We start from the raw sequence: 23,919 nt of genomic DNA, 5'->3' as shown, positions 1-23,919 counted from the left end.
GGATTGAGACATGCCGAAACTAACAGTTGACGGTATTGAAGTTGAAGTAGAAGCCGGGGCGACAGTCCTTCAGGCCTGTGAAGAGGCCGGTAAGGAAATCCCGCGTTTCTGCTATCACGAACGCCTGTCAATCGCCGGCAACTGCCGTATGTGTCTGGTGGAAATGGAACGTGCGCCGAAACCGGTCGCATCCTGCGCCATGCCTGCGGCAGATGGAATGGTGATCAAAACCGATTCCGACCTTGTGAAAAAGGCACGCAACGGCGTGATGGAATTTCTGCTGATCAACCATCCGCTGGATTGCCCGATTTGTGACCAGGGTGGTGAATGTGATCTTCAGGACCAGGCCATGGCCTATGGTTTTGACTCTTCACGTTACGCCGAGAAGAAACGTGCGGTAAAGGACAAGGAACTGGGCCCGATCGTCAAAACGATCATGACCCGTTGCATCCACTGCACCCGTTGCGTTCGCTTCTCCGAGGAAGTCGCCGGTGTCGGCACCATGGGTGCTGTCTACCGTGGCGAGGACACCGAAGTCGGACCATATATCGAAGCCTCCATCAATTCCGAGCTTTCAGGCAACCTGGTTGACTTGTGCCCGGTCGGTGCGCTGACCTCCAAGCCGTATGCGTTTACCGCGCGTCCGTGGGAGCTCAAGAAAACCGATAGCGTCGATGTCATGGACGCGGTTGGCTCGAACATTCGTATCGATGCCCGTACCGGCGAAGTGATGCGCGTTCTGCCGCGCACCAACGAAGATATCAACGAAGAATGGATTTCGGACAAAACCCGTTACGCCATTGATGGCCTGAAACGTCAGCGCCTTGACCGTCCGTATGTTCGCAAGGATGGCAAGCTGCAGCCGGCAAGCTGGGACGAAGCATTTGCTGCGATCAAGGCAAAGGTTTCTGGCCTGGATGGCAAGAAAATTGCCGCTCTTGCGGGTGACACGGTCGATTGTGAATCGATGACCGCGTTGAAAGATCTGATGGGTAAGCTTGGTTCGCCGAACCTTGATTGCCGTCAGGACGGATCGAAGATCGGTGGCCCGCGTGCCTCCTATATCTTCAACAGCACGATTGCCGGTATTGACGAGGCAGATGCATGCCTGATCGTTGGTGCCAATGTCCGTGCCGAAGCGCCGATCATCAATTCCCGTCTGCGCAAACGCTGGCGCACGACCGCTGGCGATTTCAAAGTCGGCATCATTGGTGAAAAGTGGGATCCGACCTACAAGAACGATTATCTTGGTGCCGGCCCGGAAACCCTTCAGGAAATCCTGGATGGCAAGAACGAGTTCGCCAAGGTTCTCAAGGCTTCTGAAAAGCCGATGATCATTGTCGGCATGGGCGCGCTGAACCGTGAAGACGGTGACGCGGTTCTTGCTGCCACCCGCGCCATTGCCGAGAAATACGGCATGGTTTCCGGTGAATGGAACGGCTTTAACGTTCTGCACACCGCGGCATCACGTGTTGGCGGTCTTGATCTCGGCTTCGTGCCGGGTGAGGGCGGTCTGGCAACCAATGACATTCTCGATGGTGCCGCCAAAGGCGATATCGAGGTTGTCTATCTTCTCGGTGCCGATGAAGTCGACATGAGCAAACTGGAAAAGGCATTTGTCATTTACCAGGGTGCAATGGGTGATGCCGGTGCGCAGGCAGCCGACGTGATCCTGCCGGGGGCTGCTTACACCGAAAAGAATGGCACCTATGTCAACACCGAAGGCCGCGCCCAGCAGGGCTGGCGTGCGATCTTCCCGGTTGGTGACGCGCGTGAGGACTGGGCGATTGTCCGTGCACTTTCCGGTGCGCTGGATCTGACCCTGCCATACAACAATATCGATGCCGTTCGCTCGCGTATGGTGGAACTCAGCCCGACCTTTGCGTCGCTGAATATTCCGACCAAGGCAGAATGGACCGATTTCGGTGTGTCAGGTGACATGAAGTCTGATGGCTTCGTATCGCCGGTTCGCAATTTCTATATGACCGACCCGATCAGCCGTGCTTCGGTGACGATGGCCAAATGTACTGAGGCCTTTGTCAAGGATGCGGCTGCCGAGAAGGTTGCCTGAGTAAGGGGAGCGACGATCTGATCGTCGCTCATCCCGCAAGGGGGTGTCCCAATTTTGGGACGAAACGCAAAAGATACGGTTTGACCGATGGAACTTCTTTGGGACGGATATATTGAACCGCTCGTCTGGATCGTCGCCAAAATTCTGGCGATTGTTCTGCCGTTGCTGGGTGCTGTCGCCTATCTGACCTACGCCGAGCGTAAGGTCATCGGTGCTATTCAGCTCCGTAAGGGCCCGAACGTTGTGGGGCCGTTTGGCCTTCTGCAGCCGCTTGCCGATGGTTTGAAGCTGTTTCTGAAAGAAACAATCATTCCGAGCAGCGCGAACAAGGGCGTGTTCATCATCGCCCCGATGCTGACCTTTATTCTGGCAATCATTGCCTGGGCGGTTATTCCGTTCGACGAGGGCATGGTTCTGGCCGATCTGAATGTCGGTATTCTTTACATCTTCGCGATTTCTTCGCTGGGTGTTTACGGTATCGTGATGGCCGGTTGGGCATCGAACTCCAAATACGCCTTCCTTGGTGCGCTGCGTTCCGGCGCCCAGATGGTTTCGTATGAGATTTCGATTGGCCTGATCATCATCTCGGTCCTGCTGACGACCGGTTCGCTGAACCTCAGCGACATTGTCCGCGGGCAGGTCGGTGGTATCTGGGAGTGGAACTTCGTTTATCACTTCCCGATGTTCATCGTCTTCATCGTATCCATTCTGGCAGAAACCAACCGCGCGCCGTTTGACCTTCCCGAAGCGGAAGCCGAACTGGTCTCGGGTTATAACGTCGATTATTCGGCGATGACCTTTGCGCTGTTCTTCCTGGGTGAATACGCGAACATGATCCTGATGAGTGGCCTGTGCGCCATTCTGTTCCTGGGTGGCTGGAGCGCGCCGTTGCCGTTCCTCGAATTCATCCCGGGCGCAATCTGGTTCATCATCAAGATCTGCTTCGTTCTGTTCATCTTCCTGTGGGTCCGTGCAACCTTCCCGCGTTACCGTTATGACCAACTGATGCGTCTGGGCTGGAAAATCTTCCTGCCGCTGTCCTTCGCATGGGTCATGCTGGTTGCCACGTTCCTCGTTGTTTTTGACAAGGTCCCGGCCTGATCGCCGCGCATCGGAAAGAGAGAGGTAAACGATGTCATTTATTGATCGGACGGCCCGGAGCTTCCTGCTCGCGGAACTCGTTTCGGGAATGGCGCTCACCTTGAAATACATGTTCAAGCCCAAGGTGACGATCAACTACCCGTACGAAAAAGGTCCGCTGAGCCCGCGTTTCCGTGGCGAACACGCACTGCGCCGTTACCCGAACGGCGAAGAGCGTTGCATCGCCTGCAAACTTTGCGAAGCCATTTGCCCGGCACAGGCCATCACCATTGAGGTCGAACCGCGCAACGATGGTTCGCGTCGTACCACGCGTTACGACATTGATATGACGAAATGCATCTATTGTGGCTTCTGCGAGGAAGCCTGCCCGGTGGATGCCATCGTCGAAGGTCCGAACTTCGAGTTCGCAACCGAAAACCGCGAGGAGCTGTTCTATGACAAGGACAAGCTGCTGGCAAACGGCGAGCGTTGGGAAGCCGAGCTTGCTGCACGATTGGAGGCAGACGCACCTTATCGGTAAGTGTCGCGTCTGATCGTTAGAAAGAGAGTTCATGGGCCGTTGTAAGCCATTGGGGCAGCAACGGTTCGCCAAGGGGGTACCTTATGGTCGTACAGGCTTTGGCTTTTTACCTGTTTGCTACCGTCGCGGTCTTGTCCGCGACTGCGGTTGTGACCGTTCGCAACCCGGTGCATTCGGTACTGTTGCTGATCTTGACATTCTTTAACGCAGCCGGACTTTTCGTCCTGCTGGGTGCCGAGTTTCTCGCCATGCTGCTGGTCGTCGTCTATGTCGGCGCGGTTGCAGTCCTGTTCCTGTTCGTCGTCATGATGCTCGACATTAACTTTGTCGAAATGCGTCAGGGCTTTTTGAACTACCTGCCGATCGGCGTTCTGATCGCGGTTGTTCTGTTTGTCGAACTGGCACTGGTTGGCGCTGGCTGGACCCTTACGGATGAGGCGGTCGCGGTTCTCGCGCAGCCGACACCGGCAGGTCTGACCAACGTCGAAGCACTCGGTCAACTGATCTACACCGATTACGCATACATCTTCCAGGCGGCTGGTCTGGTTCTGCTTGTTGCGATGATTGGCGCAATTGTCCTGACACTGCGTCACCGTGAAGGTGTCCGTCGTCAGAAAATCTCCGAGCAGGTCAAGCGTACCCGCGCTGATACGCTTGAAGTCAAAAAAGTTCCGGTCGGAAGGGGGATCTGATGGAAATCGGTCTTGCACATTATCTGACCGTCGCGGCGATCCTTTTCACACTCGGGATCTTCGGCATCTTCATGAACCGCAAGAACGTCATCATCATCATGATGTCGATCGAGCTGATGCTGCTGGCGGTCAATATCAATCTGGTCGCGTTCTCGTCGTTCCTCGGCGACCTCGTCGGACAGGTATTTACCATCTTCGTTCTGACGGTTGCTGCGGCTGAAGCGGCAATTGGTCTGGCGATCCTGGTCGTCTATTTCCGTAACCGCGGCACCATCGCGGTTGAAGACATCAACATGATGAAGGGGTAAGGCAGATATGTATCCGTTGATTGTATTCCTGCCCCTGATCGCGGCAATCCTTGCCGGGGCCATCACGCTGGTCGGCGCCATGTCGACCGCAAAGGATGCCCCGCATGACAGCCATGGTCATCACCATCATGGTGTGTCCTCGTCTGATCGTCTGGCACAGCTGGTCACCGTTGCCGGTGTCGTGATTGCCTTTGTGATTTCGATCTTTGCCTTTGTCGATGTTGCCCTGGGTGGCAACCCGGTTGTGATTGAACTGTTTACCTGGATTTCCTCGGGCAGCTTTGATGCGTCCTGGTCGCTGCGTATTGATACGCTGACCTGTGTGATGCTGATTGTTGTCACCGGTGTGTCCTCGATGGTTCATATCTATTCCATCGGCTATATGTCGCATGACCCGGACAAGCCGCGCTTCATGGCGTATCTCAGCCTGTTCACCTTTGCGATGCTGATGCTGATTACCGCCGACAACCTGATCCAGCTGTTCTTCGGCTGGGAGGGCGTTGGTCTGGCGTCTTACCTTCTGATCGGCTTCTGGTATTCCAAACCGTCGGCATCGGCTGCTGCGATGAAAGCCTTCATCGTCAACCGTGTCGGTGACTTCGGCTTTGCCCTTGGTATCTTTGCGGTTTATGTCCTGTTCGACAGCGTTCAGTTCGACGTCATCTTTGGCAATGCCGAAGAAGTCGCGGGCACGACCCTGATGTTCCTGGGCCATGAGTTCTCAGCACTCGAGATCACCTGCTTCCTGCTGTTCATCGGTGCGATGGGTAAATCGGCACAGCTTGGTCTGCACACCTGGCTTCCGGATGCAATGGAAGGCCCAACCCCGGTTTCCGCCCTTATTCACGCGGCAACCATGGTGACGGCCGGTGTGTTCATGGTCGCGCGTCTGTCGCCGATCTTTGAATATGCTGAAACCACCCTGATGATCGTGACCATCGTTGGTGCGTCGACCGCGTTCTTCGCGGCCACCATCGGCTGTGTTCAGAACGACATCAAGCGCGTCATTGCCTATTCGACCTGTTCGCAGCTGGGCTATATGTTCTTTGCCTGCGGCGTGTCGGCCTATTCGGCAGGTGTCTTCCACCTGATGACACACGGCTTCTTCAAGGCGCTTCTGTTCCTTGGTGCCGGTTCGGTCATCCATGCCATGTCTGATGAACAGGACATGCGCAAGATGGGCGGCATCGCCAAAATGGTTCCGCTGACCTTTGCTGTGATGGTGATCGGGACGTTGGCGATTACCGGTGTTCCGGGCTTTGCGGGTTACTATTCCAAGGACCTTATCCTTGAAAGCGCCTATGGGGCACATACCGGCGTTGGCCTGTATGCGTTCTGGGCAGGTATCCTTGCGGCTCTGATGACCTCGTTCTACAGCTGGCGTCTGATCTTCCTGACCTTCTTCGGCGCTCCGCGCGCTGATGAACGCACCATGGCGCACGTGCATGAAAGCCCGGCGATCATGACCGGTCCGCTCCTGTTCCTGACCGTCGGTGCTGTCTTTGCCGGCTGGTTCGCGAAGGACTGGTTCGGTGGCGGCGACTTTGAAGAAATGCTGACCTTCTGGAATGGCGCACTCTTCATGGCCGAAGGTCACAACGCTCTGGAAAATGCACACCATGTTCCGGGTTGGGTGAAATGGGCACCGTTTGTTGCCATGATCTCTGGTCTGTCGCTTGCGATTGTCATGTACAAGCTCGTCCCGTCGCTTCCGCGCACGCTGGCCAACACCTTCAACGGTGTTTACCGCTTCGCGCTGAACAAATGGTACTTCGACGAGCTTTATGACAAGATTTTCGTCAAGCCGGCCTTTGCTTTGGGCTATGGCTTCTGGAAATCAGGGGATGGTGCCATCATCGATGGTTGCGGTCCGGATGGTGTGGCAGCTGCTTGCCGTAACATCGCACGTCGCGTCAGCGCCATTCAGAGTGGTTTCGTCTATCACTATGCATTTGCGATGCTGATCGGCATTGCAGCGCTGGTCTCCTACACAATTTGGAAGATGGGTTAACGGGCGATGAGTGATTGGCCAATTCTTTCGATCGTCACTTTCCTGCCGCTGGTCGGTGCAGCCCTGCTGCTGCTGATCAATGGTGAAGAGGCGACTGTTGCCCGCAATTCCCGTTGGGTTGCGCTTTGGACCTCGGGGTTCACATTCCTCGTATCCTTGATGCTGTGGGTGAACTTCGATGCAACGACCGCAGATTTCCAGTTCGTCGAGCAGGCGGACTGGATGCCGGGTCTGAACATTTCCTATCACATGGGCGTTGACGGTATTTCCGTTCTCTTCGTCCTGCTTGCGACCTTCCTCACACCGATTTGTATCCTGTCGGCATGGGAAGCGATCCAGAAGCGCGTGAAGGAATACATGATCGCCTTCCTCGTTCTTGAAACGATGATGGTCGGCATGTTCAGTGCCCTTGACGGTCTGCTGTTCTATCTGTTCTTTGAAGGCGTCCTGATCCCGATGTTCATCATCATCGGCGTCTGGGGTGGTCAGCGTCGCGTCTATGCGGCATTCAAGCTGTTCCTTTATACCCTTCTTGGTTCGGTCCTGATGCTGGTGGCACTGCTTGCGATGTATTTCGAAGCGGGCACCACCGATATCCCGACCCTGATGGAATACGGCTTCGATTATAATATGCAGCTCTGGCTGTGGCTGGCCTTCTTCGCATCGTTTGCCGTCAAGGTGCCGATGTGGCCGGTCCATACCTGGCTGCCCGATGCCCACGTTGAAGCACCGACAGCTGGTTCTGTGATCCTGGCTGGTGTGCTGTTGAAAATGGGTGGTTACGGTTTCCTGCGTTTCTCGCTGCCGATGATGCCGCTGGCATCTGAAACCTTCGCACCGCTCGTCTTCACGCTGTCGATTGTTGCAATCATCTACACGTCGCTGGTCGCCCTTGCGCAGCAGGACATGAAAAAGCTGATTGCATATTCGTCGGTCGCCCATATGGGGATCGTGACCATCGGTGCATTCACCTTTAACCAGCATGGTATCGAAGGTTCGATCTTCCAGATGCTCAGCCACGGTGTGGTTTCCGGTGCACTCTTCCTGTGTGTCGGTGTGGTCTATGACCGTATCCATACCCGTGAAATCGACGCCTATGGTGGTCTTGTCCACCGTATGCCGAGCTACGCACTGATCTTCATGTTCTTCACCATGGCATCGGTCGGTCTGCCGGGTACGGGCGGGTTCGTTGGTGAAATCCTCGCACTTCTGGGTGCGTTCGAAGCCAACACCTGGGTCGCCTTCTTTGCGGCAACTGGTCTGATCCTTGGTGCGGCCTATGCGCTGTATCTCTATCGCCGGATTATTTTCGGGGCACTCACCAAAGAGAACCTGAAAACCATCCTCGATCTGAGCCCGCGTGAATGGATTATCTTTGCACCGCTGGTGATCATCGTTCTGTGGATGGGGGTCTATCCGGTCTCCTTCCTCGACATCATGCATGTCTCGGTTGAGAACCTCGTCAACCAGGTCGAAACGGCCCAGGCTGCAGCGGCACAAGCCGCCCAGCTGGCTGCGAATTGAGGGGAATGAACATGGGAGTTTCTATGCTCAACCTCGGGGCCGCGCTGCCCGAAATGTTTATGGCAGTTTCTGCCTTGGCGCTGTTGATGCTTGGGGTTTTCGCCGGCAAGGACAAATCCTTCCGCACCGTATCCTGGCTGGCAGTTGCTGCCCAGGTCATTACCATCGCACTGGTGGTAATGGGTGATGGTGGTTCGGCATTCTTTGGTCAGTTCAGTGCTGATCCGTTTGCCAAGTTCTGCAAGGTCCTGATCCTGATCGGTTCTGCAACCGGCATTATCATGGCCATGAACTTTGCCGAGCGTGAAAACATGGCACGCTTCGAGTTCCCGATCCTGATCTCTCTTGCCACGCTTGGCATGATGGCGATGGTATCGGCAACCGATATGCTGTCGCTGTATCTTGGCCTCGAACTGCAGTCGCTTGCGCTTTATGTTGTTGCGGCCATCCGCCGTGACACCGTGCGTTCGACGGAATCGGGTCTGAAATACTTCATCCTCGGGTCGATCGCCTCGGGCATCCTGCTGTATGGCATGTCGATGGTCTATGGCTTTACCGGCACCACGAACTTCACCGTTCTGGGCAATACGCTTGTCGGTGGTGAACTGCCGCTGGGTGCGCTGGTTGGTCTGGCCTTCATCTTTGCCGGTCTGTGCTTCAAGGTTTCCGCTGTTCCGTTCCACATGTGGACCCCGGACGTTTATGAAGGTGCGCCGACCCCGGTCACGTCCTTCTTTGCTGTTGCCCCGAAGATTGCCGGTCTGGCGCTGTTCATCCGCGTTGCCGTTGGTCCGTTTGGCGGTGCTGTCGAAGACTGGCAGCAGATCATTGTCCTGATCTCCATCCTGTCGATGGCGGTTGGTTCGTTTGCCGCACTTCGTCAGGAAAACATCAAACGTCTGATGGCTTATTCGTCCATCGGTCACGTTGGTTTCGCACTTGTCGGTCTGGCCGCAGGCACGCAGGAAGGTGTCACTGGTGTTCTGGTTTATCTGGGTATCTACCTTGTCATGAACCTTGGCACCTTTGCCGTCATCCTGTGCATGCGTCGTAACGACCGCATGAACGAGGAAATCACCGATCTTGCCGGTCTTGCGAAAACCAAGCCGCTGATGGCTGCGATCACTGCGATCTTCATGTTCTCGATGGCAGGTATCCCGCCGCTGGCTGGCTTCTTTGGCAAGTTCTATGTCTTCAAGGCAGCCGTCGATGCCGGTCTTGTGACGCTTGCAGTAATTGGCCTCGTGACCTCGGTCGTCAGTGCCTATTACTACCTGCGTATCATCAAGGTCATGTATTTCGACGAGCCGGTCGAAGGCTTTGATCGCAATGGTACCGAGATGAATGTCATCATGGCGGTTGCCACGATCATCATCCTGGCCTTCGTCTTCTTCCCGAACCCGCTGATGGATAGCGCAGCTGTTGCCGCGGCATCGCTGTTTGGGATGTAAGAATGGCATTGCGAACGATCCGTCTTCCCGAAGGTTTCACCCTTCACGAACTGGAAGCGGTCGACAGCACGAATGAAGAGGCCAAGCGCCTCGCAGACAAGGGCGCCCAAAGTGGCGCCCTTGTTATAGCCAGAACCCAGACGTCTGGCCGGGGCCGCCGTGGCCGTGCCTGGTCGTCACCGGTGGGTAATCTGTATTCGTCGCTGTTGCTGCGTCCGACCTGTTCACTGGCCGAAGCCGCCCGTCTGACCTTCCTGATCGCTGTTGCCATGGCCGAGGCGGTTGAAACCGTCACCGGCGGTATGGTGCGCCCGGACTGCAAATGGCCCAATGACCTGATGGTCAATGATCGCAAGATTTGCGGTATCCTGCTAGAAAGTGCCTCCAATCAGGGGGCCGCAACCGATTATCTTGTGATCGGGGCAGGGGTAAATGTCGCCTTTTTCCCCGACGATTCCGAACGCCCGGCAACCTCATTGGCGGCGTTGGGGGCACCGGTTTCGGTTACGGATCTGATATCAACTTATGTTGCGCGCGTTGCGCACTGGTTGCCGATCTGGGAACAGGACGGTTTTGCACCGATCCGCGAAGCTTGGCTGGCGCGCGGATATGGCATTGGCAAACCGGTTGTCGCCCGTCTGACCGAACGCGAACTTCAGGGAACTTTCGTCGGGCTTGATGAGGGGGGCGAACTTATCCTAAGAGAAGACAGCGGTTTTGAGCACCGCATCGGGGCTGGCGAAGTGTTCTTTGCCGCCTGATATAACGAAATAGCTTGCTTTGTAGCGGAGGCTTGTAAGCATCATGTTGCTTGCGATTGACGCCGGGAACACCAACATCGTCTTTGCGGTTTTTGATGGCGATACCATCAAGGGCCAGTGGCGCTGTTCCACCACCACCGAACGCACCGCGGACGAGTTGGGCGTGTGGTTGCACCATCTTTTCACGCTGTCTGGCGTGCCCAAGGATGCGATTACGGGGGCGATTATTGCCACTGTGGTTCCGGCTGCGGAATTCAGCCTCAAGACCCTGTGTCGCCGCTATTTCAACGTCGAACCGATGGTTGTCGGGGATCCTGCGGTCAATCTTGATATGAAAATCATCATGGACCGACCAAGCGAGGTGGGCGCTGACCGCCTTGTCAACGCGATTGCCGCCCACGAACTGTTTGGCGGGCCGCTGGTGGTGCTTGATTTCGGGACGGCCACGACCTTTGACGTGGTCGATGGCAATGGTGATTACCTTGGCGGTGTGATTGCACCGGGTGTCAACCTGTCGATCAAGGCCCTGCATATGGCCGCGGCCCAGTTGCCGATGGTCGCAATCGAAGCCCCGCGCAGTGTGGTGGGCAAAAACACGGTCGAAGCCATGCAGTCAGGGGTCTATTGGGGCTATGTCTCGATGATCGAAGGGTTGCTTGCGCGTATTCGCCAACAGCAAAATGTCGACCAGATGAAAGTCGTGGCAACCGGCGGGCTTGCGCCGCTCTTTACCAAGGCGGTTGATGAAATTGAATATCTGCATGGTGATCTGACCATGCTGGGTTTGTTGATGATCTATCGTCGCAACAGCCAGCAGACCGAACGCCCTACAGGATAAAGACTTGCGTGACGCAAGGGGAACGATTATCCCGCATGTAATTGATGCGCCGAAAACAAAGGATATAGCTTCCGTGGATTTGTATTTGCCAAAAGATGACGTTTTGTTCGTGCCGCTCGGAGGTTCCGGCGAAATTGGCATGAACCTGAACCTTTATGGCTATGACGATCAATGGTTGATGGTCGATATGGGGGTTTCGTTCGGCGAGGAAGGCTTGCCCGGCGTCGATGTGGTCATGCCCGACCCGACCTTTATCGAGGAACGCAAGGACAAGCTGCTTGGCTTGGTCCTGACCCACGCGCACGAAGATCACTTGGGCGCGGTGCCGTATCTGTGGCCGCGTTTGAAATGCCCGATTTACGCGACCCCGTTTGCCGCCGAATTCCTTAAGGCAAAGCTGTCTGAAACCGATTTTGCCGACCAGGTGCCGATCCATGTGATCGAACTGGGAGGCCGGTTCCAGCTTGGTTGCTTTGATATCGAATTCGTCACCATGACGCACTCGATCCTGGAGCCCAACGCGCTTGCGATCCGCACGCCCAAAGGCCTGATTGTCCATACCGGCGACTGGAAGTTCGATCCCGATCCCCAGATTGGCGAGGCATCAGATGTCAAAAAGCTCGAAGCCCTGGGCGATGAAGGCGTCATGGCGCTGGTCTGTGATTCGACCAATGTGTTCTCAGAGGGCAAAACAGGCTCCGAAGGCGACGTTGCCAAGAACCTGTCCAAACTGTTCGCCGAACACCCGCAGGGGCGCATTGCCGTTGCCTGCTTTGCCACCAACGTTGCCCGTGTGCAGTCCGTGATCGAAGCCGCCCACGAAAACGGTCGTTGTGTCGGGCTTGCCGGCCGGTCGCTTAACCGCGTAACAGAGGCCGCGCGTGAAGTCGGCTATCTTAAAGGCTATCCGAACCTTCTGACCGACGAAGACGCGATGGAAGTGCCCAAGGATCAGGTGCTTTTGCTGTGCACCGGATCACAGGGCGAACCGCGTGCCGCATTGTCGCGCATTGCCAAGGGCGATCATCCGACGGTTCAACTCGATCCGGGTGATACGGTGGTGTTTTCGGCGCGTGAAATTCCTGGCAATGAAAAGTCGATCGGCTATATCCAGAACCTGCTGATTCGCCGTGGCGTCAAAGTCATCACCGCGCGCGATGAACCGATCCACGTGTCGGGCCATCCGGGCCGTGAAGACCTGACCCGCATGTATCAGCTGACCCGCCCGAAAATTCTTGTGCCGGTGCATGGCGAAACCCGCCATCTGTGCGAACAGGCCGCCCTTGGTGCAGAATGCCAGATCCCCGAACAGGTCATCCCGCATGACGGCACGGTTATTCGGCTGGCGCCCGGCGATGCCCACGTTATCGGCGTGGCAGAGGCCGGTGTTCTCGCCCTTGATGGCGGTCGGTTGCTCAAACGCGATGCCGATACCTTCCGTAACCGCAATCGCATCGTTTGGAACGGCGTGATGTTTGTGACCGTGGTGCTCAACCAGTTTGGCGAAATGGTCAATGAACCGATGATCACAGCCCCCAGCCTGTTTGACGAGCCCGGCGAAGAAACCCGTCTGGATCAATTTGCTGCCGAAATCGGCAATCGCATTGATCAACTTAATGACGAAGAAGTCATGGACGATGCCACGGTGATCCTTGCCGTCCGTCAGGCCCTGCGCCGTCCGGTGCGTCAACGCATGGGCAAACGCCCGCTGATCGAAGTCCATCTGGCGCGCGTGAAAGAGCAGGGCTGATTGAGCACGCAGGCAACCGCATTCGACCAAAAGCGCAGTTGTCTTAAAGATGTTCACCGTCCTAGATTGGCCCCAATCGGGCAGATGAAAGACGCAAGGAGAACACCATGATTGGACGGCTGAACCACGTTGCGATTGCTGTGCCGGACCTTGAGGCCGGGATTGCGCAATATCGCGATGTTCTGGGCGCAAAGGTCTCGGAGCCGCAAGACGAGCCTGATCACGGCGTGACGGTTGTGTTTGTCGAACTGCCCAATACCAAGATCGAACTGCTCTATCCGTTGGGGGACAACTCCCCGATCAAGGGTTTCCTTGAAAAGAACGCGTCGGGCGGCATTCATCATGTCTGCTATGAGGTCGATGACATTCTGGCCGCGCGTGACAAGCTGCAGGCAAGTGGTGCACGTGTTCTGGGCGATGGTGAACCCAAGATCGGTGCCCATGGCAAGCCGGTTCTGTTTTTGCATCCCAAGGATTTCAACGGAACCCTGGTCGAACTCGAACAGGTTTGATCTACCCCCTCAGGAGATCCGCCTCACAACGTCCGGCCTTGCAAAACAGGTCGGGCGTTTCTATCGTCTTTTAAACATTCAGATGCTGCATCCAACCCGAAGGCACCCCTATGAACTGGTTTTCCGGACTTCTTGTTTACATCGTTATCTGGTGGCTGGTTCTGTTCATGGTGCTGCCGGTCGGCGTGAAGCGGGTCGAAAATGTTGAACCGGGCCATGACAGCGGTGCACCGGAAAAGCCGCATATGTGGAAAAAGATCCTCGCCACCAGTCTGATTTCGGCAATCCTGTGGGTGGTCGCATGGTTTGTCATCACCAGCGGCATGATCGAAGTCCGGCCGCCGCAATAAGGCGTTTGCCCCACGCCGCAAAACATAAAACCCCGCAACATTTTGTGCGGGGTTTTGTCGTTTGGCGCGTCGCAAGCCCTGCAGAAAAATCATGGCTTGGCGCGTCGATTGGTGCAGGGGCAAAAAAAAAGCAAGATCACAAGGATCTTGCTAAGACGCTATTTTTATAGCTGTTTTCCCGTAATCTTTTTATACTTCCTCCTAAGACCTGGGCTTATGCACAGGTTTTATTTCGACGTCGCGCCTGCTTCTTGTATGCTTATTGGCAACAAAGCCTCCCGCAATATTATGAGCGGCTGCGATACGCCTTCCGCAACGATCTTGCGCCGTTAGCGGACGACTAAAAAGCCACATGTTTCGTTTTTATGCAAGATGTTTTGACCAAACTTCACAAATGAATCGTTGCTGCACTGCACACAGATAGGACGAAACTAAATCATGCCCCAGTTTTCATTGGTCCAATCTATCTCAAAAGCCGGATTAGGTCATAAAATCAGACTATTGGCTCCTGCGACTGCGGTGATGCTGATGGTGTCTCCACTCATCACGGCCTACGCGCAGGACGAATCCCCGTTCCCCTCCGCGACAGAACAAACGGATGGCGGTGCTGCGGATGATGCTGCAGCAACAAGTGAGGCATCGGCACCAACGATCATCGTTACGCGTGCTGCCTGCAAGGAACTGGTTACCCACGTGCCGGATGATGATGTGGCGTACAAGCCGGGTGTCGATGTGCGCGGGAATGCGGTTGCCCCGGCCGATTTGAATGGGGGCAGCAACATCTTGAATTCGCTGCCCAAGGAAATCGAATTTCCGGTCACCATCGACTTCTTCAAATATTCGGGAATTACCGTGCCGGACGGGGTCAGCGGCGAACAGAATGTCGGCAAGATCACCTATCGCAACGGGCGGGTTTATTTCAACGATCAGCCACTTGGCGATGATGCCAATAACGCTGAACTGATTGATGCTTGCCGCAAGGCTGGCTTTCGCTGATTGCCGTCGTCGTTTTGCCATCTTTGGCGCTTAACCAGCCATCGATGATATAAAGCAAGTTCCGGCTTGCGTTTCGGGCTGCTCTGTCGCATTTTCCGGGCAAGGTTATTACAGACCCAAATATTCAGATCTGATCATCACGAGGCATTGATGCGTCTTTCCCAGTTCTTTCTGCCGACCCTGAAGGAAACCCCTTCGGAAGCCCAGATTGCGTCCCATCGTCTGATGCTCCGCGCCGGTATGGTGCGTCAGCTGACCGCAGGGATCTATTCCTGGCTGCCACTCGGCCACCGTGTTCTTAAAAAGATCGAACAGATCGTTCGCGAAGAACAGGACAAGATCGGCTTTAACGAGCTTCTGATGCCCACCATTCAGCCGGCCGAGCTTTGGCAGGAAAGTGGTCGTTATGATGATTACGGTCTTGAGATGCTGCGCATCACCGACCGTCATGATCGCAAGATGCTGTTTGGTCCGACCAACGAAGAAGCGATCACCGACATCTTCCGCAAGGATGTGCGCTCTTATAAACAGCTTCCGCAGCTGCTCTATCATATCCAGTGGAAATTCCGCGACGAAATCCGCCCGCGCTTTGGCGTGATGCGGGGGCGCGAATTCTACATGAAAGACGCTTACTCGTTCGATATCGATTACGAAAGCGCGCGTCACACCTATAACAAGATCTTCCTGGCTTATTGCCGCACCTTCACCCGTTTGGGCGTCAAGGCGATCCCGATGGTGGCCGATACCGGCCCGATCGGTGGTGATCTTAGCCACGAATTCATCATTCTGGCCGATACCGGCGAAAGTGAAGTGTTCTGCGACAAGAAGTGGCTCGACAAGGACCTGACCGGCAAGGGCGTTGATCTGAATGATCGTACCGGCCTTGAAAACTGGGTACAGGGCACGCTTGAAGATTACGCCGCAACCGAAGAAATGCATGATGCCAGCAACGAGGCCGTAACCGCCCTTGGTGATGATCTTGTCACCACGCGTGGCATCGAAGTCGGTCACATCTTCCACTTCGGCACCAAATATTCCGAACCGATGGGCGCAACCGTCCTTGGCCCGGATGGCACCGAAGTTCCGGTTCAGATGGGCTCGTACGGCATTGGCGTGTCGCGCCTTGTCGGTGCATTGATCGAAGCATCCCACGACGAAAACGGCATCATCTGGCCGGAATCTGTCGCGCCGTACAAGGTTGGTCTGATCAATCTGCGTACCGGTGACGATGAATGCGATGCGGCCTGCGAAGATGCCTATGCCAAGCTGACCAATGCCGGGGTCGAGGTCCTTTATGATGACCGTGACATTCGTGCCGGTGGCAAGTTTGCCGATATGGATCTGATCGGTCTGCCCTGGCAGATCGTCATTGGCCCTAAAGGCCTTAAAAACGGTGTTGTTGAACTCAAGAACCGCAAATCGGGTGAGAAAACCGAAGTCACCTTTGAAGCGGCGCTTAATCAGCTCAGCGCCTGATAAAATATGCTTTCGGACGGGGCAGCTTGTGCTGCCCCGTTGCCATTTTCGGTTTGAACGCTAAGTTCTTTGTTCATACCTTTTTCCTGACCCGCTTCCACAAGGATCGATTGCCCATGTTCAGTCCGTTCGAACGTATGGTGGCCTTTCGCTACCTGCGTCCACGTCGGCAGGAAGGCTTTGTTTCCGTCATCGCCATCTTCTCTTTGCTCGGCATCATGTTGGGTGTTGCGACACTCATCATTGTCATGTCGGTGATGAATGGTTTCAGGGCAGAACTGCTTGGCCGAATTCTCGGGCTGAACGGCCATATCTCGGTCTATGCACAGGGTAATGGCGGCCTTGGTGACTACACCAAGATCGAAGACGAGATTGCCAAAAACGGCAATGTTGTTCTGACGGTGCCCGTGGTCGAAGGGCAGGTGATGGCATCGAAAAATGGCCGCGCGTCCGGTGCCATTGTGCGCGGCATGCGCCCCGAAGATGTCAAAAAACGCAAAACAATCGCCGATAATATCGTTTTCGGCTCTCTTGATGATTTCAAGGGTGAAGACACCGTTATCATGGGCGCGCGTCTGGCCATGAAGCTTGGCGTTGGCGTTGGCGATACGGTCAACCTGATTTCGCCGAAGGGCAATGTCACCGCATTCGGTTCCGTGCCGCGTGTGCGTGGTTATACCGTGGCGGGCTTGTTTGATATCGGCATGTATGAATATGACAGCGGCTTTATCTTCATGCCGCTGGAGGCCGCGCAGGTCTATTTCCGCCTGCCGGAAAAAATCACCCATTTTGAAGTGATGCTTGAAGATATCGGCGCACTTGATGACACGATGGAGGAATTGCTGACAAGCTTGTCCGGGCAATCCTTGCGTCTGGTCAATTGGCAACAATCCAATGCCGGGTTCTTTAATGCGCTTCAGGTTGAACGCAATGTGATGTTCCTGATCCTGACCCTGATCATCCTTGTTGCCGCCTTTAACATCATTTCCGGCATGGTCATGCTGGTAAAGGACAAGGGCCGCGATATCGCCATCCTGCGCACCATGGGCGCGACCCGCCAATCGATCATGAAGGTGTTCTTCCTGGCGGGTGCCTCCATCGGTGTGCTGGGCACGATTTCCGGTCTGGTTATTGGGGTTCTGTTCTGCCTGAACATCGAAAATATCCGTCAGTTTATCCAAAGCCTGACCGGGACTGACCTTTTCAATGCCGAGATTTACTTCCTGTCGCAGCTGCCAGCGGACATGGATGTCGGCGAGGTCGTTATGGTCTGTATCATGTCGCTGACATTGTCCTTCCTTGCCACGGTCTATCCGGCATGGCGGGCATCGCGCCTCGATCCGGTGGAGGCCCTGCGTTATGAGTGATCTGTTGAAAACAACCGCCGAACAGCGTGCGCGCAAAGTTGTGCTGCGCCTCGAAAAGATTGATCGCATTTTCAATCAGGGCCCCGATCAGCTCGAAATTCTGAAATCGGTTGATCTCGAAATCCATCAGGGCGAAATCGTTGCCCTTGTCGGGCCGTCAGGCGCGGGTAAATCAACCCTGCTTCAGATTGCCGGTCTCTTGGAAAAGCCCGATGGGGGGCTTGTGTCCATCGGTGGCAAGCGCAGCACGGATCTGTCTGATCTGGCGCGCACTGAAATGCGCCGCAGCCACATCGGCTTTGTCTATCAGTACCATCATTTGCTGCCGGAATTTTCAGCCCTTGAAAATGTCGTCATGCCGCAAATGATCAAAGGCCTGAAGCGGGCCGAGGCCGAAGAGCGCGGGCTGGAATTGCTGCGTTGTCTTGGCCTTGAAAAGCGTGCCGATCATCGTCCGGCGCGTTTGTCAGGCGGTGAGCAACAGCGTGTTGCAATTGCCCGTGCGCTGGCCAACGTGCCTGATGTGTTGTTTGCCGACGAACCCACCGGTAACCTTGATCCGCAAACGGCCGAAACGGTGTTTGGCATGTTGATGACACTGGTGCGTGAAACCGGTCTTGCGTCGCTGATTGCGACCCATAACCCGGAACTTGCACGCCAGATGGATCGGGTGGTGACGCTGCGCGACGGTCATTTGATCGAACTCGATCCCGCTGATCTTCCCTAAGCGATCAAAATTCTTTAAGCTGGTTTTGCCGCGCCTGTGATGGGCGCGGCACTCCTGCATTTTTCTTATATTTCAGAGGTCTGGCTCCGATGGAAAATGGTTTCGTCCATCTTCGTGTACACACCAACTATTCGCTGGCCGAAGGTGCGATCACGACCAAGGAGCTTGCCAAACTCTGTGCTGCTGACGGCCAACCCGCCGTTGCGATGACCGATACCGACAACATGTTCGGCGCACTTGATTTCGCTGGCGCGCTGAGCGGTGCCGGCATTCAGCCGATCCTTGGCGTGCAGATGGGTGTGGAACGCTATGGCGATAAACCCACTGTTGGCAAAATCGCCCGCGAACCGATGCCAGACCGCCTTGTTCTGATTGCCCAGAACAAGGAAGGCTATTTTAACCTGCTGAAAATCGTTTCGCGCGCCCACATGACGTCTGAGGCCGGCAGCGAGCCAAAGGCCCTTTACGAACATATCCGCAAATATGCCGACCACATCATCTGCCTGACCGGTGGTCCGACCGGCCCGCTGGCGCGGTTGCTGGGCGAGGAACAGGTTGAAAAGGCTGAAAGCTGCTTATCCGAGCTCAAGGATATCTTTGGTGACCGCCTTTACATCGAATTGCAGCGCCATGGCGAACCGCTTGAAGAACAGGTCGAACCCGGCCTGATCAAGCTGGCCTATGATCATGATGTGCCGCTTGTCGCGACCAATAACTGCTATTTCCCGACGGTCGATATGTACGAAGCCCATGACGTGTTTATCTGCGTCGGGCAGGGGGCTGTTGTTGGTCAGGAAGATCGCTGGAAACTGACCCCCGATCACCGCTTCAAGTCGGCAGCCGAAATGCGAGACCTGTTTGCCGATATTCCCGAGGCCTGCGACAACACGATTTTGATCGCCAAGCGTTGCTCTTGGCACGTTGAAAAAATCGATCCGATCTTGCCGCCCTTTGATTGCGGCGAAGGCCGCACAGAGGTCGACGAACTCCGCCACATGTCCGAAGAAGGCCTGAAAGGCCGTCTCGAAAAATACGTCTTCACCGATGAAATGTCGGATGCGGAAAAAGAAGAAATCGCCAAGCCTTACTGGGAACGCCTTGATTACGAACTTGGCATCATCAATCAGATGGGCTTCCCGGGTTACTTCCTGATCGTTGCCGACTTCATCCAGTGGGCAAAGGATCATGAAATCCCGGTCGGACCGGGCCGTGGTTCGGGTGCGGGGTCGCTTGTGGCTTATGCGCTTTTGATTACCGACCTTGATCCGCTGCGGTTTTCGCTTCTGTTCGAACGCTTCCTGAACCCGGAACGTGTGTCGATGCCTGACTTTGACGTCGACTTTTGTCAGGACCGGCGCGGCGAGGTGATCGAATACGTTCAGAAAAAATATGGCCACGACCGCGTTGCTCAGATCATTACCTTTGGTAAGTTGCAGGCAAAGGCCGCAGTGCGTGACGTCGGGCGCGTTCTGTCGATCCCGTATGGCTATGTCGACAAGATCTGTAAAATGATCCCGGGCGATCCGGCGAAGCCGATCCCGCTCAAAGAAGCCATTGATATGGAACCGGACCTTCGCCGCATCGCGCGTGAAGACCCGGATATTGATCGCCTGCTGTCGATCGCCATGCAGATCGAAGGTCTTTACCGTAACTCATCGACCCACGCCGCAGGCGTCGTGATCGGTGACCGTGACCTTGATGAACTGGTCCCGATCTATCGCGATCCGCGTTCGGACATGCCAGTCACCCAGTTCAACATGAAGTATGTTGAAAATGCCGGACTGGTGAAGTTTGACTTCCTGGGTCTTAAGACCCTGACGGTGATTATCGAGGCCGTCAATTTGATGCGTCTTCGAAAAGACGTTCCGCAAGACTTTGATATCAGTGCAATTCCCCTCGATGATCGCCCGGCCTTTAAGCTTCTGTCAGCAGCCGAAACCGTCGGCGTGTTCCAGCTTGAATCCCAGGGCATGCAGGATGTCTTGCGCGGTCTGAAACCCGATACGCTCGAAGATATTATCGCTGTCGTGGCGCTGTATCGTCCGGGTCCGATGGATAACATTCCGCATTACATCGCGCGTAAGCACGGTCAGGAAGAACCTGATTACATGCACCCGATGTTGCAGCCGATCCTCGAAGAAACCTATGGCATCATGATCTATCAGGAGCAAGTCATGGAACTTGCCCAGATCATGGCGGGCTACTCACTTGGCGGCGCTGACCTGTTGCGCCGTGCAATGGGTAAGAAAATCGCCGAGGAAATGGAAAAACAGCGCAGCCTGTTTGTTGATGGCGCGGAAAAGAATGGCGTTGATCGCGGGCAGGCGTCTGACATCTTTGATCAGGTCGCCAAATTCGCGTCCTATGGCTTTAACAAATCCCACGCGGCGGCCTATGCGCTGGTGGCCTATCAGACGGCATATCTTAAGGCGAACTACCCGGTCGAATTTATGGCCGCGTTGATGACGCTTGATATGCACAACACCGAAAAGCTGGCGATTTTCAAACAGGAAGTCGAACGGCTTGAAATCGAAATCCTGCCGCCTTGCGTGAACAACTCCCAAGTCGCGTTTTCGGTTGAAAACCACGATGGCGTGCGCAAGATCCGTTATGCACTGGCCGCGGTTCGAAATGTCGGCGATGCCGCAATGGAAAGCCTGGTCGCCGAACGCGAAGCCAATGGACCGTTCAAGGACATTACCGATTTCGCATCGCGCATCGACAGCCGCGCGGTCAATAAACGCTTGCTTGAAAACCTTGTACGGGCAGGGGCGTTGGATTGCCTGGCGTCCAATCGCAAGGTCATGTTTGAAAATGTCGATAAGGTCATCGCCGTTGCTCAGCGCGAGATGCATGCCCGCAACGACGATCAGATTTCGATGTTTGGTGACAGCAGTGGCTTTGGCAAGGATCAGATCCGTCTGCCTGATGAACGCGACTGGGTCCCGATGGAAAAACTGACCGAGGAATTCTCGGCCATTGGGTTCTATTTGTCAGCCCATCCGCTTGATACATTTGGCAAAAGCATCCAGCGCATCGGCATCGCCCCGATCAAGGAATTGCCGGCCCGCATGCGTGCATCAAACAAGGGCACCATCCGTCTGGCCGGAACCCTGATCAACGCACGCGAAATGATCTCGAAAAAGAACGGCTCGAAATTCGCCTTTGTCATGTTCTCTGACCCGACCGGCAGTTTCGAGGTCGCCTTCTGGGCCGAGGCATGGGCGGCATACAAGGAAATCATCAATGCCGGTCGCCCGGTATTGCTCAACGTTTCTGCTGAAATGCGCGAAGGACAGCTGCGCATTCAGGGCCAGCGCGTCGAAGACCTTGAACAGGCAGTCGCCGGTGCAGCCGAAGGCATTCGCATTCGCCTGAACCGTCCTGATCCCGTTGCGGAAATCCGTCAGCTGCTTGAACAGGCGGGCCGGGGGCGTGGTCTTGTCAGCCTGTCAACGGTCTGCGATGACGGTCGCATGGCCGAGATCGAGCTTGAAGAAAACTACAAGGTCGGGCCATCCTTGATCGGTGCAATTGGCGCGATTCCCGGTGTGGAATTTGCCGAGGAAATCTAGGGGCCAAGGCAAACAGTTCTTCAAAGCAAAACAGCCCGCCGCCGTGTATTTGGCGCCGGGCTGTTTTTGCTTGTTTGATGCTCAGGCGAGCACGACTTTCTGGCCGGTGCGGGCCAACCCGGCTGAAAGGCCAAGCACAGCAAAGGAAAGCACCGCATATGTCGGCCCAAACGTATCCATGATCAGCCCGAAAATCGGCGCACCGGCGGTCTGACCGACCGCAATCATCAGGAAGCCGATCATCAACCCTGTGGCAGGACGGTCGGGCAGGGCATTGACACCCCAAATCAGATACACCCCGGTCAAAAGAACGTAAGCCCCGCCAAACAGTGCACCACCGATAAATGTGATGGGGGCACTGGTTCCCTCAAATCCGACGGCAAACATACCGACCGACATCAGCCCCAAAAATAACCAGTGTGTGCGACCTAGGCCAAAGCGCGCAACAAGGTTGCCCGAAAACGCCCCGGCGATGCCCGCCGATCCGATGGCAATCCACAGAATGCCAACATCACTGTTCTGCCAGCCAAGCCTGAAGGTCGCAAGTTTTCCGCCAAAAGACCAAAGCGCCGTGCTTGCAGCCCCCATCAGAAAGGCTGCAATGATCAAACGCCAGATATTCCCATCAAGTTGCGGCCATCGATGATGCTGACGCGGTTTCGTTTGTGTGGCTGGAAGGCTAAAGCCGGCGATCATTGCCATCACAACGGCAACAAAGGCAAACCCGGCAAAGGCCAAACGCCATTCCCCTGTCATCAGAAGTGCAATAGGGCCAGATAGGGCAACACCCACGCTGGTTCCGGCATTGATTGTTGCGTTTGTTTTATTCTGTTGATTTTTCTGTACTGCGGCTGCAACAGCGGCGGCCATAGGGGGGGATGCCAGACCCGTACTTGATCCGGCAATCAATACCGCCGACGCCAGCCAGATGGCATTTGGGGCTGTGGCAATTCCAATCATGCCAATGGCGGCGACCAAAGATGCGCCAACGGCGACAAGGCGCGCTCCAATCCGCTCTGTCAGAACGGCTGACGCAATAATCGCAATGCAATAGCCCAGAAAAGATCCACCTGAAATCACCCCGGAAACAGTCGCGCCTAATGATAGCTGCTGGTCAATGTCGGGCAAAAACAACCCAAACGCAAACCGTGCAAAGCCATAACAAACCGCGATCAGGCCAAACCCGGTTGCACCAATGCTGGATGCTTTTGTCATTTTATGGCCTGCGCAATCAGTGCCGATGCAGCTTTATGTGCGGATTTGAAGGCTTCTGCGCCGCGATAAATGGCGGCCGCCGTGCTGCCCTCGATCAGGATAAGGATTTGCTCTGTCAGCAGCTCAAGGTTTGGATCATTGGCACCAAGCTCGGTTTTCAGGATCCCTGCTATTTGCGCATGGAAGGCCGCCTTATGTGCCATCACGGTTTTGGCAATTTCGGGCGTCTCACCGCCGGTTTCACCATATGCACGCAGGAACAGGCAGCCGCGCGTCCCCTCGGTCTCCGCCCAGCTTTGCAGTGCCTCAAACAGATCATCAATGCTTTTAACGTCAATGATTTGCAAGAAACGCCGGTCGCGCTCCATAAGAACCGCTTGGATCAGCCCGTTTTTGTCACCGGCATGCTTATAAAGAGTCCGGCTCGACATTTCGGCGGCCTTGGTCAGCTGATCCATGCTGGTGGCCATAAAGCCATGTTGATCAAACAGCTGTTCTGCGGATGTAAGAAGTTTGGTTTTCATGTTCATGCGCACAGATGTAAAACGATCGTTTTACATCTGTCAAAGGTTTTTGTCCTTTGGTCATGTTTTGTTATGTTATCGGCTGTTGGTCCGAAGGTGCAGAGAGCAGCGCTTTTTGGGCTTGCATTCTGTTTCCGGGGGGGCTAAAAG

The 23,919-nt window shown here is 55.3% G+C and carries 20 protein-coding genes; 18 read left to right on the top strand and 2 right to left on the bottom strand.

Annotation, left to right across the window (positions count from 1 at the left end; all coding sequences use genetic code 11):
* The first annotated feature begins 10 nt into the window (after window positions 1-10).
* The 18 genes from nuoG to dnaE all read left to right on the top strand — a co-directional run bounded on the left by nuoG (window position 11) and on the right by dnaE (window position 22,030).
* Window positions 11-2,071: an NADH-quinone oxidoreductase subunit NuoG gene (nuoG, locus tag WBY09_RS11745; RefSeq protein ID WP_336232775.1), complete on the top strand. Its 2,061-nt coding sequence runs from the start codon at window positions 11-13 to the stop codon at window positions 2,069-2,071.
* Between the two features lie 87 nt (window positions 2,072-2,158).
* Window positions 2,159-3,172 carry an NADH-quinone oxidoreductase subunit NuoH gene (nuoH, locus tag WBY09_RS11740; protein WP_008891224.1) on the top strand — a complete coding sequence of 338 codons (1,014 nt, stop codon included), beginning with the start codon at window positions 2,159-2,161 and terminating at the stop codon, window positions 3,170-3,172.
* Between the two features lie 31 nt (window positions 3,173-3,203).
* The gene (nuoI, locus tag WBY09_RS11735; protein ID WP_008891223.1) at window positions 3,204-3,692 is read left to right on the top strand and encodes an NADH-quinone oxidoreductase subunit NuoI; all 489 of its coding nucleotides are present in this window, start codon (window positions 3,204-3,206) and stop codon (window positions 3,690-3,692) included.
* An 83-nt stretch (window positions 3,693-3,775) separates the two neighbouring features.
* Window positions 3,776-4,384 (top strand): NADH-quinone oxidoreductase subunit J, encoded by a 609-nt coding sequence (locus WBY09_RS11730; RefSeq protein WP_008891222.1) that lies wholly within the window; start codon window positions 3,776-3,778, stop codon window positions 4,382-4,384.
* A complete protein-coding gene (gene nuoK, locus WBY09_RS11725) occupies window positions 4,384-4,692 on the top strand; it encodes an NADH-quinone oxidoreductase subunit NuoK (protein WP_007089416.1) in 309 nt (102 codons plus the stop codon). Before WBY09_RS11730 ends, nuoK begins: the two co-directional genes overlap by 1 nt.
* Window positions 4,693-4,699: 7 nt before the next feature.
* Window positions 4,700-6,703 carry an NADH-quinone oxidoreductase subunit L gene (nuoL, locus tag WBY09_RS11720; protein WP_336232774.1) on the top strand — a complete coding sequence of 668 codons (2,004 nt, stop codon included), beginning with the start codon at window positions 4,700-4,702 and terminating at the stop codon, window positions 6,701-6,703.
* Between the two features lie 6 nt (window positions 6,704-6,709).
* On the top strand, window positions 6,710-8,227 hold the full coding sequence (locus WBY09_RS11715) for an NADH-quinone oxidoreductase subunit M (RefSeq protein WP_008891220.1): 1,518 nt from the start codon (window positions 6,710-6,712) through the stop codon (window positions 8,225-8,227).
* Between the two features lie 11 nt (window positions 8,228-8,238).
* Window positions 8,239-9,678 (top strand): NADH-quinone oxidoreductase subunit NuoN, encoded by a 1,440-nt coding sequence (gene nuoN, locus WBY09_RS11710; RefSeq protein ID WP_232308431.1) that lies wholly within the window; start codon window positions 8,239-8,241, stop codon window positions 9,676-9,678.
* A gap of 2 nt (window positions 9,679-9,680) precedes the next feature.
* Entirely contained in the window at window positions 9,681-10,439 is a 759-nt protein-coding gene (locus tag WBY09_RS11705) for a biotin--[acetyl-CoA-carboxylase] ligase (protein ID WP_197147392.1), read from the top strand.
* A 43-nt stretch (window positions 10,440-10,482) separates the two neighbouring features.
* On the top strand, window positions 10,483-11,277 hold the full coding sequence (locus tag WBY09_RS11700) for a type III pantothenate kinase (RefSeq protein WP_008891217.1): 795 nt from the start codon (window positions 10,483-10,485) through the stop codon (window positions 11,275-11,277).
* 73 nt (window positions 11,278-11,350) lie between these two features.
* On the top strand, window positions 11,351-13,027 hold the full coding sequence (locus WBY09_RS11695; RefSeq protein ID WP_197147393.1) for a ribonuclease J: 1,677 nt from the start codon (window positions 11,351-11,353) through the stop codon (window positions 13,025-13,027).
* Window positions 13,028-13,134: 107 nt separating this feature from the next.
* Window positions 13,135-13,539, top strand: coding sequence for a methylmalonyl-CoA epimerase (gene mce / locus WBY09_RS11690; protein ID WP_008891215.1), 405 nt, complete (start codon window positions 13,135-13,137; stop codon window positions 13,537-13,539).
* Window positions 13,540-13,649: 110 nt separating this feature from the next.
* Window positions 13,650-13,889, top strand: a complete 240-nt coding sequence (locus tag WBY09_RS11685) for a DUF1467 family protein (RefSeq protein WP_008891214.1) — start codon at window positions 13,650-13,652, stop codon at window positions 13,887-13,889.
* Window positions 13,890-14,417: 528 nt separating this feature from the next.
* Window positions 14,418-14,885, top strand: a complete 468-nt coding sequence (locus tag WBY09_RS11680) for a hypothetical protein (RefSeq protein ID WP_252724113.1) — start codon at window positions 14,418-14,420, stop codon at window positions 14,883-14,885.
* Between the two features lie 150 nt (window positions 14,886-15,035).
* Window positions 15,036-16,361, top strand: a complete 1,326-nt coding sequence (gene proS / locus WBY09_RS11675) for a proline--tRNA ligase (protein WP_197147395.1) — start codon at window positions 15,036-15,038, stop codon at window positions 16,359-16,361.
* 116 nt (window positions 16,362-16,477) lie between these two features.
* Window positions 16,478-17,728, top strand: a complete 1,251-nt coding sequence (locus tag WBY09_RS11670) for a lipoprotein-releasing ABC transporter permease subunit (protein ID WP_063089389.1) — start codon at window positions 16,478-16,480, stop codon at window positions 17,726-17,728.
* Window positions 17,721-18,455: an ABC transporter ATP-binding protein gene (locus WBY09_RS11665; RefSeq protein ID WP_008891210.1), complete on the top strand. Its 735-nt coding sequence runs from the start codon at window positions 17,721-17,723 to the stop codon at window positions 18,453-18,455. The genes WBY09_RS11670 and WBY09_RS11665 overlap by 8 nt, the downstream gene beginning before the upstream one ends.
* 89 nt (window positions 18,456-18,544) lie before the next feature.
* Window positions 18,545-22,030: a DNA polymerase III subunit alpha gene (gene dnaE, locus WBY09_RS11660; RefSeq protein WP_336232771.1), complete on the top strand. Its 3,486-nt coding sequence runs from the start codon at window positions 18,545-18,547 to the stop codon at window positions 22,028-22,030.
* Window positions 22,031-22,111: 81 nt separating this feature from the next.
* Here the strand turns inward: dnaE and WBY09_RS11655 are convergent, their stop codons facing one another.
* Both WBY09_RS11655 and WBY09_RS11650 read right to left on the bottom strand, forming a co-directional pair.
* The gene (locus WBY09_RS11655) at window positions 22,112-23,245 is read right to left on the bottom strand and encodes an MFS transporter (protein WP_336232770.1); all 1,134 of its coding nucleotides are present in this window, start codon (window positions 23,243-23,245) and stop codon (window positions 22,112-22,114) included.
* Entirely contained in the window at window positions 23,242-23,769 is a 528-nt protein-coding gene (locus tag WBY09_RS11650; RefSeq protein ID WP_238538709.1) for a TetR/AcrR family transcriptional regulator, read from the bottom strand. The genes WBY09_RS11655 and WBY09_RS11650 overlap by 4 nt, the downstream gene beginning before the upstream one ends.
* Between the last annotated feature and the right edge of the window lie 150 nt (window positions 23,770-23,919).

Origin of the sequence: Thalassospira sp. CH_XMU1458, from assembly GCF_037027205.1 — a bacterium.
In the GTDB taxonomy this organism is placed as follows: Bacteria; Pseudomonadota; Alphaproteobacteria; order Rhodospirillales; family Thalassospiraceae; genus Thalassospira; species Thalassospira tepidiphila.
The sequence above is the reverse complement of the archived record's forward strand: the minus strand, read 5'-3'. Positions and strand labels throughout refer to the sequence as shown.